The sequence below is a fragment of the Corynebacterium sp. ZY180755 genome (assembly GCF_054331495.1).
In genome coordinates this window covers 1,071,738-1,096,593 of the sequence record NZ_CM135811.1, presented here as the reverse complement: position 1 = coordinate 1,096,593, position 24,856 = coordinate 1,071,738, and the positions used below count along the sequence as shown (strand labels likewise).

Annotated in this window: 22 protein-coding genes; 7 read left to right on the top strand and 15 right to left on the bottom strand. The window is 57.0% G+C overall.

What is annotated here, in order from left to right:
* Positions 1 to 6: 6 nt before the first annotated feature.
* Both gatA and gatC read right to left on the bottom strand, forming a co-directional pair.
* Positions 7 to 1,491, bottom strand: coding sequence for an Asp-tRNA(Asn)/Glu-tRNA(Gln) amidotransferase subunit GatA (gene gatA, locus ACXM2N_RS05125; protein ID WP_458490660.1), 1,485 nt, complete (start codon positions 1,489 to 1,491; stop codon positions 7 to 9).
* Positions 1,491 to 1,790 carry an Asp-tRNA(Asn)/Glu-tRNA(Gln) amidotransferase subunit GatC gene (gene gatC, locus ACXM2N_RS05120; RefSeq protein ID WP_458490658.1) on the bottom strand — a complete coding sequence of 100 codons (300 nt, stop codon included), beginning with the start codon at positions 1,788 to 1,790 and terminating at the stop codon, positions 1,491 to 1,493. The genes gatA and gatC overlap by 1 nt, the downstream gene beginning before the upstream one ends.
* A gap of 532 nt (positions 1,791 to 2,322) precedes the next feature.
* Between gatC and ACXM2N_RS05115 the strand changes: the two genes are divergently transcribed.
* Positions 2,323 to 2,988: an amino acid-binding ACT domain protein gene (locus ACXM2N_RS05115; protein ID WP_458490656.1), complete on the top strand. Its 666-nt coding sequence runs from the start codon at positions 2,323 to 2,325 to the stop codon at positions 2,986 to 2,988.
* A gap of 47 nt (positions 2,989 to 3,035) precedes the next feature.
* Here the strand turns inward: ACXM2N_RS05115 and ligA are convergent, their stop codons facing one another.
* A complete protein-coding gene (gene ligA, locus ACXM2N_RS05110; protein WP_458491018.1) occupies positions 3,036 to 5,072 on the bottom strand; it encodes an NAD-dependent DNA ligase LigA in 2,037 nt (678 codons plus the stop codon).
* A gap of 314 nt (positions 5,073 to 5,386) precedes the next feature.
* On the opposite strand from ligA, the gene ACXM2N_RS05105 reads away from it, so the two are divergent.
* The 3 genes from ACXM2N_RS05105 to ACXM2N_RS05095 all read left to right on the top strand — a co-directional run bounded on the left by ACXM2N_RS05105 (position 5,387) and on the right by ACXM2N_RS05095 (position 6,974).
* On the top strand, positions 5,387 to 5,623 hold the full coding sequence (locus tag ACXM2N_RS05105; RefSeq protein WP_458490654.1) for a hypothetical protein: 237 nt from the start codon (positions 5,387 to 5,389) through the stop codon (positions 5,621 to 5,623).
* 12 nt (positions 5,624 to 5,635) lie between these two features.
* Positions 5,636 to 5,926 (top strand): hypothetical protein, encoded by a 291-nt coding sequence (locus ACXM2N_RS05100; protein ID WP_458490652.1) that lies wholly within the window; start codon positions 5,636 to 5,638, stop codon positions 5,924 to 5,926.
* A 343-nt stretch (positions 5,927 to 6,269) separates the two neighbouring features.
* A complete protein-coding gene (locus ACXM2N_RS05095) occupies positions 6,270 to 6,974 on the top strand; it encodes an exonuclease domain-containing protein (RefSeq protein ID WP_458490650.1) in 705 nt (234 codons plus the stop codon).
* Positions 6,975 to 6,978: 4 nt separating this feature from the next.
* Here ACXM2N_RS05095 and ACXM2N_RS05090 read toward each other — a convergent pair whose 3' ends face one another.
* From ACXM2N_RS05090 to ACXM2N_RS05080, 3 genes are all read right to left on the bottom strand, one after another.
* Positions 6,979 to 7,974 (bottom strand): hypothetical protein, encoded by a 996-nt coding sequence (locus ACXM2N_RS05090; protein ID WP_458490648.1) that lies wholly within the window; start codon positions 7,972 to 7,974, stop codon positions 6,979 to 6,981.
* Between the two features lie 14 nt (positions 7,975 to 7,988).
* A complete protein-coding gene (gene mnmA, locus ACXM2N_RS05085; RefSeq protein WP_458490646.1) occupies positions 7,989 to 9,086 on the bottom strand; it encodes a tRNA 2-thiouridine(34) synthase MnmA in 1,098 nt (365 codons plus the stop codon).
* A 66-nt stretch (positions 9,087 to 9,152) separates the two neighbouring features.
* A complete protein-coding gene (locus ACXM2N_RS05080; protein WP_458490644.1) occupies positions 9,153 to 9,635 on the bottom strand; it encodes an NUDIX hydrolase in 483 nt (160 codons plus the stop codon).
* A 97-nt stretch (positions 9,636 to 9,732) separates the two neighbouring features.
* Between ACXM2N_RS05080 and ACXM2N_RS05075 the strand changes: the two genes are divergently transcribed.
* On the top strand, positions 9,733 to 10,596 hold the full coding sequence (locus tag ACXM2N_RS05075) for a spermidine synthase (protein WP_458490642.1): 864 nt from the start codon (positions 9,733 to 9,735) through the stop codon (positions 10,594 to 10,596).
* Between the two features lie 37 nt (positions 10,597 to 10,633).
* Here ACXM2N_RS05075 and ACXM2N_RS05070 read toward each other — a convergent pair whose 3' ends face one another.
* The 6 genes from ACXM2N_RS05070 to ACXM2N_RS05045 all read right to left on the bottom strand — a co-directional run bounded on the left by ACXM2N_RS05070 (position 10,634) and on the right by ACXM2N_RS05045 (position 16,732).
* The gene (locus ACXM2N_RS05070) at positions 10,634 to 11,767 is read right to left on the bottom strand and encodes a cysteine desulfurase family protein (protein WP_458490640.1); all 1,134 of its coding nucleotides are present in this window, start codon (positions 11,765 to 11,767) and stop codon (positions 10,634 to 10,636) included.
* A 58-nt stretch (positions 11,768 to 11,825) separates the two neighbouring features.
* A complete protein-coding gene (locus ACXM2N_RS05065) occupies positions 11,826 to 12,782 on the bottom strand; it encodes an electron transfer flavoprotein subunit alpha/FixB family protein (protein WP_458490638.1) in 957 nt (318 codons plus the stop codon).
* A gap of 43 nt (positions 12,783 to 12,825) precedes the next feature.
* Positions 12,826 to 13,620, bottom strand: a complete 795-nt coding sequence (locus ACXM2N_RS05060) for an electron transfer flavoprotein subunit beta/FixA family protein (RefSeq protein WP_458490636.1) — start codon at positions 13,618 to 13,620, stop codon at positions 12,826 to 12,828.
* A 184-nt stretch (positions 13,621 to 13,804) separates the two neighbouring features.
* Positions 13,805 to 14,986 (bottom strand): THUMP-like domain-containing protein, encoded by a 1,182-nt coding sequence (locus ACXM2N_RS05055; RefSeq protein WP_458490634.1) that lies wholly within the window; start codon positions 14,984 to 14,986, stop codon positions 13,805 to 13,807.
* An 18-nt stretch (positions 14,987 to 15,004) separates the two neighbouring features.
* On the bottom strand, positions 15,005 to 15,802 hold the full coding sequence (locus tag ACXM2N_RS05050) for an NUDIX hydrolase (protein ID WP_458490632.1): 798 nt from the start codon (positions 15,800 to 15,802) through the stop codon (positions 15,005 to 15,007).
* A 72-nt stretch (positions 15,803 to 15,874) separates the two neighbouring features.
* Positions 15,875 to 16,732 carry an ABC transporter ATP-binding protein gene (locus tag ACXM2N_RS05045; RefSeq protein WP_458490630.1) on the bottom strand — a complete coding sequence of 286 codons (858 nt, stop codon included), beginning with the start codon at positions 16,730 to 16,732 and terminating at the stop codon, positions 15,875 to 15,877.
* A 300-nt stretch (positions 16,733 to 17,032) separates the two neighbouring features.
* Between ACXM2N_RS05045 and ACXM2N_RS05040 the strand changes: the two genes are divergently transcribed.
* Positions 17,033 to 19,063: a maltotransferase domain-containing protein gene (locus tag ACXM2N_RS05040; protein ID WP_458490628.1), complete on the top strand. Its 2,031-nt coding sequence runs from the start codon at positions 17,033 to 17,035 to the stop codon at positions 19,061 to 19,063.
* A gap of 349 nt (positions 19,064 to 19,412) precedes the next feature.
* Positions 19,413 to 21,596, top strand: coding sequence for a 1,4-alpha-glucan branching protein GlgB (glgB, locus tag ACXM2N_RS05035; RefSeq protein WP_458490626.1), 2,184 nt, complete (start codon positions 19,413 to 19,415; stop codon positions 21,594 to 21,596).
* A 93-nt stretch (positions 21,597 to 21,689) separates the two neighbouring features.
* On the opposite strand, the gene ACXM2N_RS05030 is transcribed toward glgB, so the two are convergent.
* From ACXM2N_RS05030 to ACXM2N_RS05020, 3 genes are all read right to left on the bottom strand, one after another.
* Complete coding sequence (locus tag ACXM2N_RS05030; RefSeq protein ID WP_458490624.1) at positions 21,690 to 23,246, bottom strand: amidohydrolase; 1,557 nt, start codon at positions 23,244 to 23,246, stop codon at positions 21,690 to 21,692.
* Between the two features lie 184 nt (positions 23,247 to 23,430).
* On the bottom strand, positions 23,431 to 24,375 hold the full coding sequence (locus tag ACXM2N_RS05025) for a tetratricopeptide repeat protein (protein ID WP_458490622.1): 945 nt from the start codon (positions 24,373 to 24,375) through the stop codon (positions 23,431 to 23,433).
* A 99-nt stretch (positions 24,376 to 24,474) separates the two neighbouring features.
* Entirely contained in the window at positions 24,475 to 24,783 is a 309-nt protein-coding gene (locus tag ACXM2N_RS05020; protein ID WP_458490620.1) for a thiamine-binding protein, read from the bottom strand.
* Between the last annotated feature and the right edge of the window lie 73 nt (positions 24,784 to 24,856).

Sequence of the window (24,856 nt, the reverse complement as noted above, 5' to 3'; positions counted from 1 at the left end):
TAAAGATTACTTCTGGCCAGCTTCGAATGCTGCACCAACCTTGTACAGGCGGTCATCAGCAAAAGCCGGGGCCATGATCTGAAGACCGGTTGGCAGGTTCGTGTCAGCTGCCAAACCAGACGGCAAGGACATGCCACATAGGCCTGCCAAGTTCAGAGGCAGGGTGCACAGGTCGAAGTTGTACATTGCCAGTGGATCGGAAACCTTCTCGCCCAGCTTGAACGCAGTGGTTGGGGTCGTAGGTGATACCAACACGTCACACTGCTCGTATGCCTTCGCAAAGTCCTGCGCAATCAGGGTACGTACACGCTGCGCCTGCAGGTAGTAGGCATCGTAGTAGCCTACAGAAAGGGCGTAGGTGCCCAGAATGATGCGGCGCTTGACCTCAGGTCCGAAACCAGCAGCACGGGAGAGAGCCATGACCTCTTCTGCGGAGTTGGTGCCGTCGTCGCCAACGCGCAGACCGTAACGCATACCATCGAAACGTGCGAGGTTTGAGGATACTTCGCAAGGAAGAATCAGGTAGTACGCTGCGAGTGCATCATCGAAGTGTGGGCAGTCTACCTCAACAATTTCTGCGCCTTGGGCGGTGAGCTGCTCAACGGACTTGTGGAATTGCTCGAGCACACCAGGCTGGTAGCCCTCGCGGTCAAACTGCTTAACAACACCAATCTTGGTGCCCTTCAGGTCACCGTTCGCTCCCTCACGAGCTGCTGCTACTACTGGGGCCACCGGCTTGTTAACACTGGTTGCATCGTACTTGTCATGGCCAGCGATGACCTCATGGAGCAAAGCGGTATCCAGCACGGTGCGTGCTGTTGGGCCACCCTGGTCAAGGGAGGAAGCGCACGCCACCAAGCCGTAACGGGACACGGTACCGTAAGTTGGCTTGACGCCGACGGTGTTGGTGAGTGCTGCTGGCTGACGAATGGATCCACCAGTGTCTGTACCGATACCCAGCGGTGCTTCACCGGCAGCGAGCGCTGCGGAAGTGCCACCACCGGAACCACCTGGAGTGCGTTCAACATCCCATGGATTCTTGGTTGGGCCATACGCAGAGTTTTCCGTAGATGACCCCATGGCGAACTCATCCATGTTGGTCTTACCCAAGATAGGAATACCCGCTTCGCGGATCTTCTTGGTCACCGTTGCGTCATAAGGGGACATGTAGCCCTCGAGCATCTTGGATGCGCAGGTGGTTGGGGCGTCGGTGGTAACGAAGACGTCCTTCAACGCCAGTGGAACGCCGGCAAGTGCGGACGCTGGGGCTTCGCCAGCGTCCAGAGAAGCATCAACCTTGTCTGCAGCAGCTAGTGCTTCGTCAGCACCAACGTGCAGGAATGCGTGAATGTCGCTATCAATTTCAGCAATTCGGTCAAGGTGAGCTTGGGTGACCTCACGCGAGCTGACCTCGCGGGAGTGAATCTTTTCCGCAAGCTCGGCTGCGGTCATAGAAGTAAGGCCGGATTCAGGAACCAGGTAGTTGCTCATTAGTCTTCTTCTCCCAAGATCTGCGGAACAACGAAGCGCTGCTCTTCCACGTTAGGAGCTTGGTCAAGCGCCTGCTCCGGGGTGAGGATTTGCTCAACTACGTCCTCACGCATGGTGGTTTTAATAGAGTGTGGGTGGCTCATTGGCTCAACACCTTCTGCAGCAACCTGCTGCACGGCGCTGACATTGCCGACGATGCCATCAATCTGTTCTGCGAACTGATCGAGCTCTTCATCAGACAATGCCAAACGGGCCAGCTTGGCCAAGTGGGCGACTTCTTCGCGCGAAATCTCAGGCACTTAAACGGTCCTTTTCACAGTTTATTGCGTGTGGTTTCAGTAACGCACTGGTGGCGCTACCGCGGTTCATTGCCATCATTTTCTTAGACGGTAATGAAACTTTACCTAGAACATAGTACTGCACCCTATAAACTTTTCCCGCTTACGTCACTGAAATGGGGCTGCTTTATCAGAGGGGCAAAGTGCGACCGTTCGTTAAATATTTCAGTAATTTAATACTATTCACTACTTTCAGGCACAACCCTCTTCCCATAAATTCGCATTACCTCGCAATTCCCACCAACCACGCATGGGAGAATTTTAGGCTTAACATAAAAATATTCATCGTATTTCTGAATAGAATGGCGGTTTTCAACCATAATGCGGAGTTTTTCTGCATAATGGGGGAAACTGCAGGTTGAAATTCGTCATCTAGACGGGTGGACTGCACGAGGGAGACTTATTCGGTAGCCTTGTGGTCGTTTGTGCCACAACCTTCTTTGTGCGAGGTTCGGCAGTTCTTATTGTTTTCAATACGTACGAGGTTTTTGTGATGGCTTACCTAATTCGTGTCCTGCTTCCCGATACACCGGGTAGTTTAGGCTCCCTCGCTGAAGCCATTGGCTCGGTGGGTGGCAACATTCAGTCCGTGGATGTTGTAGAACCATTCGCCGACGGCACCGTTATGGATGACATTGTCGTAAGCCTTCCTCAACATGTGATGGCCGATGAATTAATCACCGCCGCTCATGAAGTTGAGGGTGTGGAAGTGGATTCCATTCGTCCGTTCTCCGGAACTGTCGATCGCAGAGGACAGATCAAGATGCTTGCAGAGGTCGCGGGCAAAAGCACTCACTCCGATGCGATCGCCGAGTTAGTCGATGGCATCCCGCGCCTACTTACTTCCACGTGGGCAATCCTGCTGGACGAAAAAGAAGGCAAATTATCCCGCATCACTGCATCCCCTGCTGCACCCGAGGATGACGGCACCAACCCAACGGCTGTCTATATTGAATCTGCTCGCATCCTGCGCCCAGATACAGAAGACTGGATTCCAGAAAGCTGGGCGCTTCTAGATACTGCCATTGCGGCAGCACCGCTTAATCAAGACGGGATGGTCCTCATCCTAGGACGAGTTGGCGGACCTGATTACCTTCCAAGCGAGGTTGACCACTTGGGCAGCTTGGCCATTATTCTGGGTAAACTGATCCGTAACTAAGTACAGGAAAACCGCTAGTTCAACCAATTGAACTGGCGGTTTTCGCTTTAGACAGAGCCTGTTTCAAGTAGCTGCTTGAAACCGTCCTCGTCCAAGATCCTAAGCCCTAGTTCACGGGCCTTAGTTTCCTTTGAACCTGCGTTCTCTCCCACTACCACATAGCTAGTTTTCTTCGATACAGATCCCGCCGCCTTACCGCCGCGGGAAATGATGGCTTCCTTGGCCGAATCGCGTGAGAAATCCTCTAGTGTGCCAGTGACAACGATGCTCAGTCCTTCCAGGGTCTGTTCAGGCAGCGCTGAAACATCATCTTCCATGGTGACTCCACTCGCCGCCCAGGTCTCAACGATGTTGCGGTGCCAGTCCACCTCGAACCAATCCTTGAAACTTTGGGCAATGATGGCGCCTACGCCTTCAGTGTCAGCGATTTCCTCCACCGTAGCGGAGCGTGCGGCCTCCAAAGACTTGAACTTGGTAGCAAGCGAACGAGCTGCCGTTGGGCCCACGTGCCTGATGGAAAGAGAAACGATCACTCGCCACAAATCAGTGTGCTTTGCCGTTTCAAGATTCTTCAAAAGCTTTCTACCAGTAGCTGATAGCTTGCCTGCTTTGGTTGTGTAGACGTTGGTCTTGAGTAGGTCTTCCTCGGTTAGGTCAAACAACTTGGCCTCATCAACCAGAACTCCTGACGCAATGAGGTCTTCAGCAGCCTTCTCCCCCAGTGCCTCGATGTCAAATCCTCCACGACCGGCCAAGTAGGTCAATCGTGCGGACAACTGTGCCGGACAAGACTGCGTGTTGGGACAGCGCCAATCCGCATCTTCTTCCTTGGCGGGCGCCAAGGTAGCACCACACGAAGGACAGTCCTTAGGGAAGACAAACTCCCGCTCAGTTCCGTCCCGCTTTTCGACAACAGGCCCGAGCACCTCAGGAATGATCTCTCCTGCCTTGCGGATGACCACGGTGTCACCGATCAGCACGCCCTTGCGTTTCACTTCTGTCTGATTGTGCAGGGTGGCCATGGAGACGGTAGACCCTGCGACGAACACGGGCTCCATGATCGCGAACGGGGTCACGCGGCCTGTGCGGCCGACGCCGCACTGGACGTCGATAAGCTTGGTGGTGACCTCCTCCGGAGGATACTTGTACGCGATCGCCCAACGCGGAGCACGTGCGGTGGCGCCGAGGGCGCGCTGCGCGGCCCGATCATCCACTTTGACAACAAGGCCATCCATCTCATGGGTGGCATCGTGGCGGTGGTCGGCCCAGTAGGCAACCTTTTCCTGTACTTCCTGAGCTGTGGTAACACGTTCGGTGTACGGCGACACTGGCAAACCCCACACTGCAAGGGCCTCATAAGCGTTTAGCAGTGAGTCAGGTGTGAAGCCCTCCGTAGCGCCAATTCCGTGGCAAATCATTCGCAGCTTGCGCTTCTTTACAGCCTCCACGTCCTTTTGCCGCAAGGAGCCAGCAGCAGCGTTACGCGGATTAGCAAAGGGCTTGCCTCCTTCAAGCTGGCGCTGCTCATTAACATCGGCGAAGTCCTCCACGGCGATGAATACCTCACCACGAACCTCCAGCAGAGCCGGAACGGGGAATTCATCCGTGCCGGTAAGCTCGTGCGGAATGTCCGTAATGACACGCGCATTTTCCGTAACGTCCTCGCCGATGCGTCCATCGCCACGAGTAGCTGCCCGTTCTAGGACACCATCACGGTAGACGAGGTTCAAAGAGAGACCGTCAATCTTAAGTTCGGTGAGATACGCCTGCGCAGGGGTTCGCGCCAACCAATCGCCAAGTTCATCAGCGTCAAACACGTTATCTAGACTCATCATGCGCTCTAGATGCTCGACGTTTTCGAAACTAGACTGCGCCACTACCGGGGCGCCCACCTCCATGGTTGGGCTATCCGGCAGCGCCAATTCTGGGTGAGCACGCTCAAGATCGACCAGCTGTTGGAATAACGCATCAAAATCTGCGTCACTCAGTTGCGGGGTTTTGTTGTAGTACAGGTCACGGTGGTAGCGGACTTGCTCTGCTAAATCGTCCCACTTTCGGCGCAAATCTACGTTGTCTTCGCCTATTTCCTGAGTGCCTTCAGCAACCTCCTGTGGGAGGTCTTTAGCTGCGGTTTCGTCTGCTAACTGGGTATCGTCTGACTTCTTTGCATTGCTCACCCCACAGAGTTTAGCGACAACATGAGACATTCCTTAACCACAGAACCTTTCTCCCCACTCACGCCGTCGTACAAGAAGTGGATTAAATTAAATCGCCCATTGCTGAAGAAGGAAACTCAATTCAAGGATCCGTGTCGCTACCCCAAGAGATGTCGGCAAGTTCGTCCTCTTCACTTTCGTAGGCCGAAGGCGTTGATATTCTCTCAAAGAGAAAGACCAACATGTTTTCTATTCTTAAAGCAGCAATTGCAGGAGTTTTAGGAGGCGCTGTAGCTATCGCTGGAGCGCCGTCCTACGCCATGGCGGCGACTGAGACGACTTCCAATCAGGCGAATATCAGCCGGACTGAGATTCAGATTCTTGAGTCAAATGCCGATAGCGCAAAGCTGAAGGTTAAAGACGGAACCATTAAAGAGAATGCCGACGGCACCGTAACGGTCTCCAATGATGCAGCGTGAGATTCCGTCACTGTGAAGTCCGCCGTGCTGCTTTCTGATGGCTCTATCTCCAATATTGAATACGTCGTTGATGGCAATGAAATTCATGCAACCCTTTCGGTTCCGGTTGTTGCCGGAGAAAATGAGCCAGTTGCTGATCAGGGTTGGGCCGAGTGTGCTTTCGCCACGATTGGTAATATTGCCACCATTGGTGCGATTCCAGTGACGGGTGGAGCAAGTGCGGTTATCCTTCCGCATTGGGTGCAGGAGGCACGGTTTATAACTGCGTTAGTGCCGATAAGGGCTAACTCTACAGCTCGGTAATATGAGGCTAGAGTGCTGAAATGGTTATACATGTAGGAGGATTGAGAAGATATGCCTAATGAGAAATCTCACCACGTGCGACTGGCATTTCCTATAGCATGCTTGGTTTTGATCTCCTTTTCAGTCGGTGGGATCGTAGGAAACGGAAACTTGGCAATGTCGCTTTGGTTCGCTGGGGTTTGGCTGCTTGTGGCTCCTACGCTTATCAAGCAGATCTACGACATTAAAATAGCTGAAGAGGCGAGCGGTAAATCGAATGCCTAAAGGTTTTTAGGTAGCTTCATCAGTGCTGACTCCCCCGCTTTTACCCCCACATGTCTAGTGCGAGTTTTATTTTTGAACCATGAATTCTTTCGACCCCAATGTTTCAACCTTCAATCCCCAGCAAGTCTTAAGCTTCGACCTTGAGACCACCTCCGCTAACCCCATGGAGGCTCGCATTGTAACTTCAGCGTTGGTTCGCATTGACTCCAATGGCGCCAAGCCCTATGAAATGCTGGCTGATCCAGGTATCGAAATTCCGGAGGCTGCCGCCGCCGTCCACGGCATTAGCACGGAATACGCACGCGAGCACGGTCGACCTCATGAGGACGTGCTGCGGGAAACAGTCGAGGCCATTTACAAGGCTTGGGAGGACGGTCTCACCCTCATCGTGTACAACGCCGCGTATGACCTCACTGTGTTGCGGGAACTCACCGGTGACTTTGTTGTCAAAGGCCCGGTATACGACCCCTACACCATTGATAAGGCCCTAGACCCGTGGCGCAAGGGCAAACGCACTCTCTCAGATTTGTGCCAGCATTACGGGGTACGTATAGACAACGCCCACGAAGCAACCTCAGATGCGTTAGCGGCAGCACGTATCGCGTGGGTTCAAGCTAAGAAGCGGTTTGTGCCAGACCTTGAGAAGATGTCGCTGAATGATTTAATGGTGTTCCAGGCAGTGGAGTACCACAAGTTCCAATCCAGCTTTGCTAAGTATTTATCAGGCAAAGGCGAGGACGCTACCCGCGTCAACACCTCGTGGCCACTTCAGGGCAAGGATTAGGTCCTTACAAGTCACCTGCGTCTCGTTCGATCATTGCAGATGCTTCGCGTGCGCACGCCAGCGCCGCTGCATGTGCCACGAGTGAACCCATCGGCTTCGGTGAAACAGGGTGAAGATCTACTTGCGTCATATGTGAACGATCAAGCGCCAACTCATCAAACAACGCGGCCACAGCTACGGCTTTTTCTCGTGGATGGGCCCGATCTTCATCAAGCGTATCGCCTGCATCTACACACCCCAGACCGACGCGCATTCCTCCCGCGATAGTCTGCCCCAATTCATCGAGCAGCTGATTGCTGGTTATCGCTTTCTGTGAAATCAGCACACTCGGCACCTCACTGATGCGTGCTGCTTCTAGAAGCGGATGAGGCCCGAACAGACCAAGACGCACCATACTCACACCATCCTTGGCCAACTGCTCGTTGACACCGTGGAGGCGTTCGCCGAGTGTCTTCACGTGGAGTGGCCTAATTTCATCGAAGTCTGAGGTGCCTTCAACCTCGCCTGCAGCCAATGCGTTGAGGTGGGGCTCGTTAATAATTATTTCAACCTCTGCCCCAAACCGCCGGCGCAGGTTGTGCACATGACGAACGAGCGCACCGGTAAACACTTCAGTGATATCGCGTAGTGCACCAGAATCAGTGACCGCCCTGTGGCCGTTTCCAAGTTCGATGGTGGTCGATAGACTCCACGGGCCTTGAACTGCAAAAATCAGGTGTTCCGCACTGCCCCACAGCTCTTCGAGTGTATCGAGGTCGCGTTCTTTTAAGTCCCACATCCGCCGAGTCAGAGTCTGAGGCCGAGTTGTGAGCCGCCAACTGCGGGGGCCTTTGTCAATGGGCAGTTCAGGCATGAGTGCGAAGGTGTGCGCGTTAGCGTCATCGAGCAGACCACGTTGTGGCAGGTGCGGGATGGTACGCACTAGGCATTCGCTGGCGATAACATCCGCTGCCTCAGCGATGCTAGTTCCCGGCAGTGGCCCCAAGTTAAAAGCGACCATGAGCGTGCCCCGGATTAGCGCCCGGTGGCGCAGATCGTGCCGGATCCCAAGACGATGTCTCCACCGTCATCAGGCAGGTAGATCACCGCCGCCTGACCACGAGCGACACCGGAAAGTGGCTGTTTCAGTTCAAGCTCCATGCGGTCGTTGTCACGGTCAACCACCACTGAGCATGGCACTACCGAACCGTGTGCGCGTACTTGCACCTCCGCATCGAAGTACCCATCCATAGCTGGGTGGAGGTACTTCAAGCGGTCTGCAGTGATATGGGTGACGGACAGGTCCTCGCGCGATCCTACGGTGACGGTGCCAGTGGTGGCGTCAATGTCTGTGACATAGCGGGGCTTGCCGTCAGCTGCGGGTTGCTTGATATCTAGGCCCTTGCGCTGGCCGATGGTGTAGTTGAATGCTCCGTCGTGCTCCTTGAGCGCCTGCCCCTGTGTATCCACGATCATGCCTGGTCGCAGACCAATGCGCTTGCCCAGGAATGCTTGTGTATTGCCGTCTGGGATGAAGCAGATGTCGTAGGAGTCTGGTTTTTTAGCTACAGAGAAGCCGTGGGCTGCGGCCTCCTCGCGGATCTGTGGCTTCTTAGTGTCACCTACTGGGAACATGCAATGGGCAATCTCGTGCTGGCCAAGCACGCCGAGCACGTAGGACTGATCCTTATCTGGGTCGACTGCGCGGCGCAGGTAGCCGTCACCGCCGTCTGCTGGCTGGGTTAGCTGCGCGTAGTGCCCGGTGACCACGGCATCAAATCCAAGGGCGATGCCGCGTTCCAAAAGTGCCGCGAACTTAATCTTTTCGTTGCACCGCAGGCAGGGATTAGGGGTTTCGCCTCGGGCGTAGGAGTCCACGAAGTCATCGATCACATCTTCTTTGAAGCGGTCAGAAAAGTCCCACACATAGAACGGGATGCCAAGTTTGTCGCACACGCGGCGAGCATCTGCGGAGTCCTCAAGCGAACAGCAGCCACGGGAAGATTCGCGTACGGCCTGCGGGTCTTGGCTCAGCGCTAAGTGGACACCCACAACCTCGTGGCCTGCTTCCACGGCACGGGTAGCCGCCACGGCTGAATCCACACCGCCACTCATTGCTGCCAGTACGCGCATTTCTGCTCCTTCTATGTTGGGGTCAAACCTTGCCTATGCTACAACGGCAGGTGCGTTCAAGCTATTTCACCGCCATTGCGGTTCCTGCACAAAGATGTCTGGGTGGCCAACGAAATCAAAGATGAATCGAAGCACGGATTCGCGGTAAGAGATAAAATCACCGGATTCGAGTAGCTTGATTACCTCGTCCAAGCTAGCCCAGCGTACCTCTGCTACCTCATTGTTAGGCACCGCCAGAGCATCCAGTTTTGGCTCTGCTTGAATGATGTAGAAGTCATCAAAGCCTGCAGGAAAATTCGTTGTAAAAGCCGGTCGCAGTGAGCTCGGATCCAAGTCAAGCCCCAATTCTTCCTGGGCCTCACGCGCAAGGCCCTGGGCGGATGTCTCTCCCCGGATGATGGACCCGCCTAGGGAGAAGTCCCACCGGCCGGGCCATGTTTCCTTATTGTCTACGCGCCGTTGGATCAACAAGCGCCCTTGGGTGTCAAAAATGCACAGGTGGACGACCACATGGAAGTGACCGTCGGCAACAATGCGCCCTCGTGGCACTACCTCACCAGTGCGCTGGCGGTTGATGTCCTATACGTCCCACGTTTCCATGTGTGTAATTGTAAGCCCGCGCTACCCCGCGGTATCTTTGGCTTCCATGGGTAGAAAACGCGCGAGCAAACAAACCGCTGAGGCACCACGCACCACCGGCCCGATGGCCGGTGCTTACCCCACCGACACAGGCAGCGTTGAGCTGCGTCCCGACGGTTACCTCGCCGGCGCGTGGGAGGTGCTCGTCAACGGTGTACCGTCCAGCCACATTGCCGGGGATCCACTCACACTTGAGTACGAATACATGCGATGGATTGTCGCCGCGATCAACCACTGGATTCCTGGTCGCCTTAACCCGGAGTCACTACGCGTCACGCATCTAGGCGGCGGCGCTTGCTCTATCGCACGCTACATCGTTGCCAAGTATCCAGGCTCACGCAATACGGTGGTTGAACTCGATGGCGCGTTGGGAACGCTGGTCCGCGATTGGTTCGATCTCCCCCGCTCACCCCAACTTAAAATCAGGCAAGGCGAGGCCCGCGCAGTAACCGAGACCTTTGTGCCGGCAAGCCGTGACATCATTATTCGAGACGTATTCGCAGGTGCCGAGACACCACACAACCTCACCACGGTAGAGTTCTTCCAATTGTGTAAGAACTCACTAGCGCCGGGTGGCCTGTACGTGGCCAACTGTGGTGACCATTCTGATCTCAAGGGGGCTCACGCTGAGATCAAAGGCCTCGAGGAGGTCTTTGGCCATGTGTCCGTGATTGCGGACCCCGCGATGCTCAAGGGCCGCCGCTACGGAAACATCATCTTGTTAGCGTCGGAAAGCGCCTTGCCCGCGGGGCAGGACGCGGACGCTATGGCCCGCGAACTGCTGGGCGGGGCTGTGCCTGCCCAGTACAAGGGTGAGGGCTGGACTAAAAAGTTTGCGGCGGCGGGGACTGCACGCCACGATGAAACTTAAAACAACGTAAGTGTCTCTCGCGGAGTTGGTCTGCGCCTTAGGCCATGCCCGCAAGCCGCGCTAGGCGGACCACCTCAGGTAGTACCTCAGCAACCGCTGCGATATCCTCCTGCGTCGTGGTGCGGCCCAACGTCAGACGTAGGGTGCCACGGGCAGTCTTTTCGTCCACGCCCATGGCCAGCAGTACCTCAGACGCGCGGTTGACGCCCATGTGGCAGGCCGACCCCGCCGAGGCCTCGATCCCCTTGTGGTCAAGAAGCATGATGAGGCTGTCCCCCTCCGCACCGGGGAAAGACATATAAAGGTGGGAGGCCAAGCTTTGGTCACCCTCAGGGGTGTGGAAGACGACATCGTCAACGCCCGATGAGATGGCACGTCGTAGCTGATCACGCAGTGCACGCAGGCGGGATTCTTCCGCGTCGATCTCGGACACTGCCTCGGTTAACGCAGCGGCGGTGGCTACGGCGCCGGCCACATCCACTGTGCCCGATCGGATTCCTCGCTCCTGGCCGCCACCAAAGATGACTCCTTGTGGCGCGGGTGAGCGCTTGGCCAGCAGGATACCAACGCCGCGGGGGCCACCGAACTTGTGGGCAGACGCGGCCAGAGTTGTAGCCCCCAGTTCGTGGAAGTTGACGTGCCTATGCCCCACCACCTGAACGGCGTCCACGTGTACTGGGGTATGGGTTGCACGTGCTGCGGCGATAACGTCCTCAACGGGCTGGATTGCGCCGGTTTCGTTGTTCGCCCACATGCAGGTGGCTACGGCCGCAGGCTCCTTTAGAGGTGTGAGGTCAGTGATCACACCGGATTTGCTCACGGGCAGGTAGTGCACGTCTGCACCGCGCAGGGCGTTGACGGTGTCCATCACCGCAGGGTGCTCGATGGGTGTACTGACCACCCGGTTGCCGTGCTGCGCGCTGCGGGCGTAAAACTGGCCAGCCACACCAATGTTGTCGGCCTCGGTGCCGGACGCGGTGAAGATGACCTCGATGGGTTCGCAACCAAGCAGCTCCGCAATGGTTTCGCGGGCGGTGTCCAACTGGCCGCGGGCGCGGCGGCCGGAGCCGTACTGGCTGGCTGGGTTCACGGCCGTGGAGGCATCAAGCCAGGCGTCCCTTGCTACGTCGCGAAGCGGCGTTGTTGCTGCGTGATCGAGATAAATCGTCATGACTACTTTCGTGACAAAGCACCCCGCGGATGATTGCGGGGTGCTGAGGAGAGTTTTTCTAGGCCTTGCGCTTGGTAATCTCTTCGGTCACCAATGGCGCGATCTCGTGAATGTCACCGATGATTCCTAGGTCCGCGATCTGGAAGAACGGCGCATCCTCATCGTTGTTGATGACAATGATCTTCTTGGCAGTCTGCATGCCCGAGGTGTGCTGGATTGCGCCAGAAATACCCAAGCCAATGTAGACGTCTGGGGATACAGTCACGCCTGTCTGACCAACCTGATACTGAGGTGGGTACCAACCCAGATCAACGGCATCACGGGTAGCGCCAACGGCAGCACCCAAGGAGTCAGCTAGAGGCTCCACTAGGGAGTGGAAGTTGTCTTCGCTCTCCACGCCACGGCCACCAGCGACCACAATCTTGGCCTGTGCGAGATCAGGACGATCACCCTTCTCCGCTGGGGTAAAGCCCGTCACCTTAACATCCTTGACGCCGCTCGCTGGGAGGTCGAAGGAGGATACGGTACCTGCTGCAGCCTGTGGCTGGGCAGTGACTGCACCTGGGCGCAGGGTATAGATAGGGCTTGCGCCACCCACCGCTGCGGAAACCTCGATGGAGTCACCAAAGATGGACATGTTGGCGGTGCGGTCAGCGTTGACGCCAACGACATCGCACAGGACACCAGATGCGAGGCGTGCTGCCAAACGGCCAGCGATCTCGTTGCCGTGGGCGCCGGCATCAATCAGGATTGGCGCTGGAGTCTGGGCAGCAAGCATGCTCAGGGCATCAGTCTCTGGGATCACAATGCGCTCTGCAGCATCAGCGGCTACTGCAGCAACAATATTGGTGGCGCCCAGCTCGGCAAGTGCTGGTGCCAGTGCCTGCTCAACGCCACTGGCGCCAACAACAACGGCGGTCACATCTCCAAATACACGGGCTGCGGTAATCAGCTCGCCGGTAGCTGGAAGTACCTGGCCGTCGGCGTGCTCGACCAGAACGTATGCGTTAGTCATAAGAATTATCTTTCCTTGAAGTCAGTATTGGCCGAGTGGTTATTTACAGAGCGTTTTCCTGCTCGAGGAAGTCCACGATCTTCGCCGCTGCGGTCGCTGCATCGGTGCGGATCGGCTCGTCGCCCTCACGCGCTGGACGCTGATTCGCTGCGGTCACGGCAGTAGCTGCGTGCCCCAGACCAACCTGCTCAGCGGTCACGCCAATGTTAGCGAGCTCGAGGTGAGTGATCTCAGCTTTCTTGGCCGCCATGATGCCCTTAAAGTTAGGGAAACGTGGCTTATCAGCTTTGTCAGTAATGGACACGATCGCCGGAAGTGGCGCCTCGATCTCGTAGTCACCATCATTAGTCTCCCGAATGCCCTTGACCAGGGAACCCTCGAGGGAGACGGTCTTCAAATTGGTTAGTGCAGGCTGCTGGCGGTACTCAGAAAGAATGCCCGGAAGCGAGCCCATGGCACCGTCAGAAGACGCATTGCCGGCAACAACTAGAGCGACGTCATCGATGGTGTTGAGTGCACCAGCGATGGTCCACGCGGTGCCGAGTACATCAGAACCGGCTAGTGCAGTATCAGTAACGAGCACAGCGGAGTCCGCGCCCATTGCCAACGCCTTGCGCAGTGCATCCTCGGATGCGGTAGTGCCCACGGACAAAGCAACGACGGTGTAGCCGGCGTCTGGGTTATCGTCACGAAGGCGAAGTGCCTGCTCAACGGAGAACTCGTTGATCTCATCGATCACGTTGTCCACATTGTCACGATCAAGGGTGTAATCAGACTCGAGTGATCGAGTGGACCATGTGTCTGGAACGTTCTTTACCAGGGCCACGATTGCAGGCATCTGCTTAACGCCTTACCTTTCCTCTAAACTACTTTCGCTATTTCCTCGGCCATTGTTGCACTTGAAAAATATTTTGGCCACTTTCCACGCCGAGTGGTCGTCTCACGCCCACTCGCCACGGAGCAAACGATAGTGAACCAGTCTAGTAATGTAAGACCAAGTGGTCTAGATTACTGGTAATTAATTACTCTGAACTGGCAAAAGATCGCTCATTACAGATCAGCGCCACTCCTTGAGTGCCAATTCGGGTGATCACCACAGCCATGGGCTTCGTGCCCTTAAGCTTCAGCTTCTTCCGCAGCTGATCTGGGTCCACGTCCACGCCACGCACCAAGATTTCCACGCTCTTGGCGTCATACTTTGCCAAAGCGTGCTTCAGCTTCTTCAGTGGCACCATTTCAAGGAACTCAAAGCCGCTGCGGCCCGCGGGGATGCGATCACCCGTCAAGTAGGCAATGCGTTCATCCAGCATCCACAGACCCTCGCGGGAGGCATAGTGTTTGACCAGCCCGGCGCGCACTACGGCACCGTCTGGGTCGATGATGAACGTGCCCGGTTCACCTGCGCCCACTGAGTCTGGTTCTGCGTCTAGGTCCGTGATGCGATCTACTTCCCCATCGCGCGAGATCATTACTGCTTCGCGGGTTTCGCCGGCTGCGAAGCATGCGCTGTATAGGCAGGCTTCTTTGACGCCGCCGTCTACGCTGACCACGCTGACAAGGCCGTCCCAGTCGCTGAAATCTAGCCCCGGCGCGCATTTGATAGCCACAGGTGATGTGGGCCATGCGGCGATCAGATCCGGCAGTGGCGGGAGCAGGTCCTCTGGCGTGTGGATGCGGCGCCCGCCGGAGCGGCGGGCTGGGTCCGCCACGATGATGGCGGCGGCGGTGTGTGCGGGGGTGAGGGCGTCGGCACGCATGAAGGTGGCATTCTTGCCGACGTTGGCCTGGGCCATGAGGAGGCGGTCCTGGGCCAGGTCGGACCCCAGGTAGTTCAGGCCTTCGGCCACGATGGCGGCACCTTCGGTGCCGATGGAACAGGTGACGTCATGGACCAGCTGCGGGGCGCCTGGGTCACGTCGGACGTAGTCTGCGATCTTCCTCGCGCGGTATTGGGCAACGACGAACGGTGTGGCCTGCTGTGCGGCCTCAGCGGAGAGGAGCCAGCCCGCGGGGAGCTTGGTCGCGTTTTTGCGCTGAGCCGTGACTAGTTCCATGACGGCGCGGCCGAAGTCCCCGAATTCTTTACGCAAGACCTCGGCATCTTTCAGCGACGTTGTGGGGGTCAGTGAAAGATCCGCGGCTACCTCGTGGATGCGCTCGCGGTGGGTGATGAAGAAGTTAATCTCTTGCGCGCTAAAACTCACGTTGAAGAGTGTAGTGCGTTAGAACCGTGTGGGCGGTTTGTAGGTGTAGAACTCGCGGTAGTGCGGGTGGTTGCGGGGGCTTCCGATGATGGGCGACATGTCAGGATTCTCGAACGCTGCCAGCAAATCCTTGACGTTGTTGTATTGGGAGACCTCCCATAGCTGGCCCCACGTTGGAATGACCAAACGCAGTAGGCCTGCGCGCCAACCGTCAAGGATGATGTTGGGATCGAACCAGCCCGTGGATGCGGCTTCGCGGGTGTTGCCGTCTGGATCTTGGCCCTCTGGCGCGATGGCGAGAAAGCTGAAGGCATCAAAGCGGTGCTCTTCATCATCTCCAGTCACCCAATGCATGAACGGGTGCAGAAGATCTCCGCGCAGGACGAGATCGTTTTCCATCAATACCTTGGTGAAGGACTTGCGGTGGCTTTCCAGTGCCAAGCGCTCCGGATGGTACACGGACACGTCCGGAATGGGGCTGCCATCAGCGTGGGAGGCCAGCAGGGTCCCGGTTTCTTCGAACAATTCACGCCCTGCGCCGAAGAGTAGCCCGCGCACTTGTTGAGAGCTCACGCCAAGCTTTTCTGCCCACTCTTGCCTTTTCGGGCCCGTGTAGGTTAAGTGATCGGCGTCTACTGGCTCTTCAAAGTCACGCGGATCCACGCCACCGCCAGGGAATACAGTGGCGTTTGGATAGGTGGGCATGGAGCTGACCCGTTCTTGGACGTACACCTCAATGCCAGTGTCAGAGTCACGCACCATGATGACGGTGGCAGCGAGCTTGCGGCCACCGATACCTAAGTACTTACCTTTCATGTATTCCACCTCCCTTCGGCGTCAGCGGGCATAGTGCGGAGCTCGTCTCGAGCCCCGCTAAGGTATGCGATCCTATGCGCGGTGCTTACCGGGCACGCGGGTGCGACGAGCGAAGTAGCGCCCATCGATTTTATCGATGGAGATCTGCTGGTGGAATGCCTTGGTGAGGTTCTCACTGGTAAGAACGTCATCGATCAAACCTTGGGCCACCACCGTTCCCTCATCAAGCAACATCGCGTGGGTGAAGCCGTTGGGGATTTCTTCCACGTGGTGGGTGATCATGACTATGGCAGGAGCATCCGCATCCATGGCTAGCTCCCCCAAGTAACCCACCAAGTCCTCGCGGCCGCCCAAGTCCATGCCGGCGCTGGGTTCGTCGAGAAGCAGCAACTCTGGATTTGTCATGAGTGCGCGGGCAACGAGCACGCGTTTGCGCTCACCCTCAGACAACGTGCCCCAGCGACGCTTTGCCAAATGCATAGCACCTACCTGCTCTAGGATGTCAGAGGCCTGTTCGAGGTCTAGTGCCTCGTATTCCTCGCGCCAGCGCCCCAAGATGGCATATCCCGCCGAGACGACAAGGTCCTCCACCTTCTCATTGGCTGGAATACGATTACCCAGCGCGGCGGAGCTCATACCAATCATGGTGCGAAGATCGCGCATATCGGTCTTGCCCACGCGCTCATTCATAATCCAGGCGCGACCACCTGACGGGAACTCCTCCGCTGCCGCGAGGCGAATCAAGGTGGTCTTACCAGCCCCGTTCGGGCCAACAATGACCCACCGCTCGTCCAACTCCACCTGCCACGTCAGCGGACCAAGCAAGGTGTTGCCCTCGCGGACAAAGGTGACGTCTTCAAAATCAATCAGAAGATCTTCATTGCGCTGTTCTTCCACTGGCTGATTGGCCACCACGGCAGATGCCTCCACTGAGTACGTATAGTTTGCTTACCCCAAAAGATTACAACCTATTTCTCGCCCATGGCATTAAACCCGCACAGCGGTTTTCTTTAGGGCATCTTCCCTCCTGCCCCGTGACGTATCGGACACCGGTGTACGCAGATTTATCCAGGCTTTCACTGTCAGTTCACCTTCGGCTCGGTAGTCTGGAAGTGTGTGCACTGTGGCACGCCCCAAGGCAACCGCGTGAAGTAACCACATATCAAAAGCGAATAATTACTTGTACCGCGCAAATATTTGTCCCGCGCAAACTAAGGAGCCAGAAGTACTGTGACCGGAAGACTAGCCATTGAAGATGTCCGCCCACTGGTAGGCGGTGGCAACTACCCATCCAAGGCCGTGGTTGGTGAATACGTTCCTGTCGCGGCAGTGATTTGGCGCGAGGGACATGACGCCATTAACGCCACCTTGAACGTGCAAGGCCCTAAGGGATCGTCTGCCGCCAAGGGAACTATGGTTACCATGACCCGTGACTTCATGGATCAGGATCTCATGCACGCCGCTTTTGTTCCTGACGTTGCCGGTGAATGGACTTTCCAAGTAGACGCATGGAGTGACCCCATGGCTACGTGGCGTCATGCTGTGACCGCCAAGATTGAGGCTGGCCAGTCCCCTGCTGAGCTTGCTAATGACATTGAGCACGGCGCACAGCTGTTTGAGAAGGCCGCCATGGGCGTGAAGGATAAGGCAGCGCGCAAGCAGCTCACCGACGTAGCCAAGACCCTACGCACTGACGAGCCCCTGCGCACCCGCGTAGCACCGGCCCTGTCCACTGAGGTCACCGCCATCTTGGAAGCCCACCCGCTGCGCGAGCTCTTGACCCGCGGGAAGGAGCACGTGGTCAAGGTGGAGCGTCGCGACGCCTTGGTGAACTCCTGGTACGAACTGTTCCCACGTTCCACCGGAGGCTGGGATGAAGATGGCAACCCAGTCCACGGCACCTTCGCCACCACCGCGGCCGCGCTCGACCGCGTCGCCCGCATGGGATTCGACACCGTCTACTTCCCACCAATCCACCCAATTGGTGTGGTAAACCGCAAGGGCAAGAACAACACCCTCGTCACCGAAGACGGTGACGTAGGCTCCCCATGGGCTATCGGCGCAGCAACCGGCGGTCATGACGCCTGCCACCCAGAACTAGGTACCGACGAGGACTTCGTGGCCTTGCTGGAGCGCGCCAAGGAACTGGATCTTGAGATCGCCTTGGACCTCGCTCTGCAGGCAGCGCCTGACCACCCTTGGGCGAAGAAGTACCCAGAGTTCTTCACCGTACTGGCAGACGGCACCATCGCTTTTGCTGAGAATCCACCAAAGAAGTACCAAGACATCTACCCGCTGAACTTCGACAACAACCCGAAGAAGATCTACGAAGAGATCTACCGCGTGGTTAAGCACTGGGTCGATCTGGGTGTCACCACCTTCCGTGTGGACAACCCGCACACCAAGCCGGCTAATTTCTGGGAATGGTTGATCGCTCAAATCCACAGGACGAACCCAGAAGTCATCTTCCTCGCTGAGGCGTTCACCCGGCCAGCCCGCCTCTACGGCTTGGCCAAGGTGGGATTCAGCCAGTCCTACACCTACTTCACGTGGCAGACCAACAAGTGGGAGCTGGAACAGTTTGCCACCGAGATCGCAGACATGGCCGACGTCTTCCGCCCGAACCTGTTTGTCAACACCCCAGATATTCTTCACGCCTCCCTGCAATACGGCGGCCGCGCGATGTTTGCCATCCGCGCAGCCCTTGCGGCAACCATGTCTCCACTGTGGGGCGTGTACTCCGGCTACGAGCTCTACGAGCACGAGGCAGTGGCACACGGCTCGGAGGAGTACAAGGACTCCGAGAAGTACGAACTGCGTCCACGTGACTTCGAGGCAGCACTCGCATCCGGTGATTCATTGGAGCCATACATCACCGCGCTGAATAAGATCCGCCGCGACAATCCTGCACTGCAGCAGCTGCGTTTCATCAACTTCCACCAGACCACCAACGACCAAATCCTGGCCTACTCCAAGATTGATCCGGTATCCGGCAACGCGGTTCTCGTGGTAGTAAACCTTGATCCGAATTACGCGCAGGAAGCAAACGTGATGCTGGATCTGGGTGCCATCGGCCGAAACAACGACGCCCAGTTCCAGGTCAAGGATCTCCTTACTGGTGCCGAGTACACCTGGGGCCAGCACAACTTTGTCCGCCTCGATCCGCATCAGGACGTGGCGCACATCTTCGCGCTGCCAGACGTTCCTGAAGAACTACGTGACCGCCTCACGTGGCGCACGCACCCTAACTACAGCAACTAAGGCACTAGCCCCTAGCTAGCTCAGGCCGGCACCACTGTTTGCGTGGTGCCGGCCTCTGGCTTCCTGCGGCGAGAGAAATCGACAGGCGTTTTAGGAAATTGCGGCGATGAAACGGCAATTTGGTAGCCAATTTACGCCGCCGTGAATGCCTGAGGGGCGCATCCAAGATCGTGCAGCTCACGGCAATGATAAATGTCCCATACGTCACCCTAGTTAGGCCGGATTTCACACTGATTTTCGCTGCCCGTGCTGCGCTACTCCGGTAGCGTCGTTGATAAGGCGTGAGTGCTTTTACACTCGGCGCAAACAAAGCTTTTAGTTTCACTAGATAAACGCGAAAAGGATGGTCATGTCTTACGATCACAGCCCGCTGACGATTCCAGCCGAGGACCACGGCCGACTCGTCCACTGCCAACACCACAACCCGCACGGGTTCTACGGCTGGCACAAGATTGACGCTGATCATTCCCTCATCCGAACACGCCAACTTGGCGCAAAAAGCGTGGACGTTCTCATTGGTAATGATGCTTACCCAATGCAGCCTCTTGGCGATGACATCTTTGGTGTGGTGCTTGACCTGGGCGAATGCCCTGAGTACCGCCTTCGGGTGGACTGGGACTTTGGCCACGTCACGGAAACTGCAGATCCATATATTTTCCTGCCCACTCTTGGTGAAATCGATATACACCTCATCAGTGAAGGCCGCCACGAGCGCCTCTGGGAGGTGCTGGGATCCCATATTCGCACCTACGGTGACGTGACCGGTACGTCCTTTGCTGTGTGGGCGCCTAACGCCAAGGGTGTTGCCGTCATCGGTGACTTCTGTGGCTGGAACCCTAACCAGTACCCCATGCGATCTCTGGGAGCGTCTGGCATTTGGGAGATCTTCATCCCTAACCTCGGTGAGGGCGACGTGTACAAGTTCGCTATTCACACCAGCGAAGGCCACCGCATTGACAAGGCTGACCCTCTGGCGCGTCGCGCCGAGGTGCCACCAGCAACCGGTTCCATCATCACGGAGTCCTCCTACGAGTGGAAAGACTCCGCATGGATGCAACAGCGTGCCACCAAGGATTACAACGCCGAGCCAATGAGCGTCTACGAGGTCCACTTGGGGTCGTGGAAACAGGGTCTTTCCTACAAGGACCTCGCTCGGGAGCTTGTGGAGTACGTCAAGTGGATGGGATACACTCACGTCGAGTTCCTCCCCGTGGCCGAGCACCCATTCGGCGGTTCCTGGGGCTACCAGGTCTCTGGCTACTACGCACCAACGTCACGATGGGGTAACCCTGACGAATTGCGTGAGCTTATCGACGCCTTCCACGCCGAAGGCATCGGCGTGATCGTGGACTGGGTTCCCGCCCACTTCCCTAAGGATTCCTTCGCGCTCGCGCGCTTCGACGGGCAGGCACTCTACGAGCACCCAGACTGGCGCCGTGGCGAGCAGAAGGACTGGGGCACCTACGTCTTTAACTTCGGCCGTAACGAGGTCCGCAATTTCCTCGTAGCTAATGCTTTGTACTGGCTGGAAGAATTCCACGTTGACGGCCTGCGTGTTGACGCCGTTGCGTCCATGCTGTACTTGGACTACTCCCGCAATGAGGGTGAGTGGCTACCGAACCAGTACGGTGGTCGCGAACACCTCGAGGCCGTTCAGTTCCTGCAGGAAATGAACGCCACTGTGCACAAACACCACAAGGGCATCCTCACCATCGCCGAAGAGTCCACATCGTGGCCTGGCGTTACTGCCTTCACCGATCAGGGTGGACTGGGCTTCAACATGAAGTGGAACATGGGCTGGATGAATGACACCCTCGAGTACTTCTCACTCGACCCAGTCCACCGCTCCTACCACCACGGCGACATCACCTTCTCCATGGTCTACCAGTACTCCGAGAAGTTCGTGCTCCCCTTCAGCCACGACGAGGTAGTACACGGCAAGGGCTCCTTGTGGGAGCGCATGCCGGGCGATACCTGGAACAAAGCCGCCGGCCTCCGCACCCTGTTTGCGTACATGTGGGCACACCCAGGCAAGAAGCTGCTGTTCCACGGCCAGGAGTTTGGTCAAGTCCTGGAATGGTCAGAGGGCCGCTCCATTGACTGGGACGACACCGTAGGCTGGGAGGGCGAATACCACGACACCCTGCGCAACCTCGTCCGTGACCTGAACAAGACTTACGCTGACTCCCCTGCCTTGTACACCCAGGACGCCGATCCTGCCGGATTCAGCTGGACCAAGGCCGATGACGCAGAAAACAACATCCTCTCCTTTGTGCGCTACGGCTCAAATGGCGAAAAGATCCTGTGCGTCTTCAACTTTGGCGGAAACGGTCAAAGCAATTACAAGCTGGGCGTTCCTGAATCCGGCAACTGGAAGTGCATCCTCAACACCGATGCTGGCGTCTACAACGGCGCAAACAACATTCTCGAGGACACCGTCACTGCCTGGGACACCGGCTGGGACGGCTACCCGCACTCAATCACCTTGCAGATCCCTGCGATGAGTGCGCAGTACTACCGCTGGGTTGGTTAATCCCACGTAGTCAAAACTAAAAATGACGCTGGCGACCTGCCAGCGTCATTTTTTATTTGGCCCTTGAACCCCAGCGCGGCAATATGCCGTGGACTAGCTGACTTCCTCGCCCGCGGCCACGGTGAGTTCCACCGTGGTGTCCCGGACGGATTCTGCGACAGCAAACAAGGACTCTTCCGAATCGCCAGGATCTGTAAACGGATTGCTATCAATAACAATGAAATCCGCATCCATGCCTGGAACAATCATTCCGGTCTCGCCCGCTAAACCAGCGGCACGTGCAGCACCAGCGGTATGCGCCACCAGTGCGTCGTAAGCACTAATCCTGTTCTGTGGCTGGAACGAGGTGGACTTATCACCCGAAATATCCGCCCGAGTCATAGCTGCATAGATCGCTGCCCATGGAGAAGTGGGTTCCACCGGCGCATCGGAACCAAACGCCAACGGTATACCGGCAGCAAGGGTTTGCTTCCATGGGTACGCCACCAGCCCGGGGTTGTTCTCCACCATCGGAAGGAGCGGAATATCCGAAATACAGTGCCGCGGCTGCATGGACGCAACAGCGCCTAGTTGTGCCATCACAGGGATGTCGCTTTCTTGGATGAACTGAACATGTTCCACACGAGGGGCAACCGGCGCTTCACCTGCCGTTTTTTGGAGCGCCCGCAGTACATCTCTGTTCGCCTGATCGCCAATGGCGTGGATCGCCACGCCAATGCCATGCGAGTACGCCTCAGCAATCTGCTCCACCAATACGTCTTGGCTGGCAATAGGCAACCCATAATTGGCAGTGCCATCCACCCGTGGCTGCGGAAACGGGTGGCACATGTGGCAGGTGCGTGATCCCAACGCCCCGTCCGAAAACAGCTTGAGACCGCCCTTAATGAAGCGGTCGGTTACTCGGTCCCCCGTGCGCCAACCAGACTCCTTGGCCCAATCCCATTCATCCAAACGCAGGTACTTCACTACCTTCAGCCGAAGCTGATCTGCGCTAAGCAACCCTTCCCACGCCTCACGGGAGGCGTTGCCGTCAAAATCATGGACTCCCGTGATGCCCTGCGCCAACCACTCCCGCTGCGCTCGGTTCATCTGCTGTATGCGCTCATCAAGCGGCTCCACCGGGAATTGGCGCTCCGCGAGGGTAGCCGCATCCTCCAGCAACACGCCGGTAGCACGACCAGATTCATCGCGTACGATACGGCCACCACGCGGATCTGGGGTTTCGTCATCAATGCCCACAGCATCAAGCGCGGCACCATTGAGCCAGAGCGTATGCAGATCCACAGACCACACAGCCACTGGCCGGTCCGGAATCAGCTCATCGAGCAGCGCCCTATTGGGCGCATCAACGTCACTCCATTTGTTCACGTCCCACTTGCCACCCCGAAGCCACCGGCCAGGAGCCAACGTACGGTGATAATCAACCATCAAGCCCACTGCCTCCGGCAGGGTGCGCGCTGACGAAAGATCAACCTGATCCAACGTGGCCGCGGTGGAAAGCGCATGAATGTGCGCGTCGACAAGCCCAGGAATCACTACCTTGCCGCCACAATCGACCTCCGGCGCGCCGGGGGCGCGCTCTTTGAGCTGCGCAACGGTGCCCACCGCCACCACCTTGCCGGCGTCGACAAGAAGTGCCTCATGAAACATCCGTAGGAGATTTCAGCGTGTGTACACGCGCGTTGGCGTAGATTCTCATGCCTCAATACAACCACATAAATGCCGCCAGACCACAGGATGCATAACGCTCCCCACTAATTGTTTCCAACTAGAAGGGAGCGGTTCTGCGCCCGATGAAGGCACAGGATTGTCGAAAATTCGGATCTAGAGCCGGTTAAAAGAGCGCGCTCGCCATCTTGGAGCGGGCAGTGATCACACGGGCATCGGTGGCATCAAACAGCGCGAACAGCTCCAGCAGTCGGTCTTTAATGGCAGCTTTCTCATCGCCCGCGCTGGTTGCCATCAGGGCTATCAAGCGGTCAAACGCAGCCTCTGGATTGCCTTCCGCAATGTGAGCATCAGCGGCCGCAAAAGCCTTATCCTTGTTCTGCGGATCCGCATCAGCGTCCGCAATAGGGTTGGCCGAACCGCCGTCTTGGTTAAGGCGTTTCAGAAGCTTTGCGGAGTCGCGTGCCTGCAACGCCTCCTTGTTCTTTGGTTCGTGAACCAAGATGTCCTCGTACTGAGCGATTGCACCGTCATAGTCGCCTGCTTGCAGGGCCTCTCCGGCAGCAGCAAAGCGGGGATCACTAGGCTCTGCCGGGTCATCTTCACCTTCAGGCTGAGTGGGAAGCCCCGGAAGCTGGTCACCTACCGCCTTGATCACCGCGGCAGTCCACTGCTGCAACGCCTGAATAGGCTGACCGCCCTCGAAGTTAGCAATCGGCTGACCGGAGGCAAGAGCAACGACAGTTGGCAGCCCCTGGATGCCAAACATCTGAGCAACTTGGGTTTGAGAATCAGCGTCGATGTAGCGGAACACAAAGCGACCACCAGCTGATTGGGCCAGCTGTGTGAAGTCAGACTTCAACTGCTCAGACTCAGGACTGCGGGCGGTGCCAATGAGAACGATGACCGCAACTTGAGCGGAACGCTTGATCAACTCCGCCTCAACGTTGTCCATGGTGAGATCCGCAACCAGCGCTACCCCGCCACCAGTACCTGTTCCGGTAGCGCCACCGGCCGCCGCGCGCGCCTCTGCTTCCGCCTTTGCCTCTGCTCTGGCCTTAACCTCGCCCAAGTCAATAGCACCTGCAGTAAACCTGTTTGGCGTAGTCACGAGTTTGATCGTCTCCTAGTTCAGCACTTGTTGTCATCACGGCCCACCAATATAGGGCGCAAATACTTCCCCCAGCTTAGCCAAAACGGCGCAGGTTTTTTAAGCCGGATCCCCGAGGCGATTGTTAATTGACTCCACCTTTTGCGTTAGCTGGCCGGTGTACCCCTTGCGGATATCCGCCTTGAGTACCAGCGACACTCGAGGTGATACAGCAAGGACCGCGTCCGTGGCACGCTTTACTACGTCCATGAGCTCATCCCATTCGCCTTCAACCAAGGTGAACATTGCGTTGGTTTCGTTCGGCAGCCCAGACTCGCGGACAACTCGCACTGCTTCCGCGACAGCGTCAGCCATCTCCGCATTTGGGCTTTCGGTAGTGGCTGGTGCAACAGAAAATGCAATCAACATGCCCCTAGCTTACGACCAATCGGGCGTGCGTGGGCCTGCTACGAGGATCACAGTGGTCTTTTCCCATAATTTA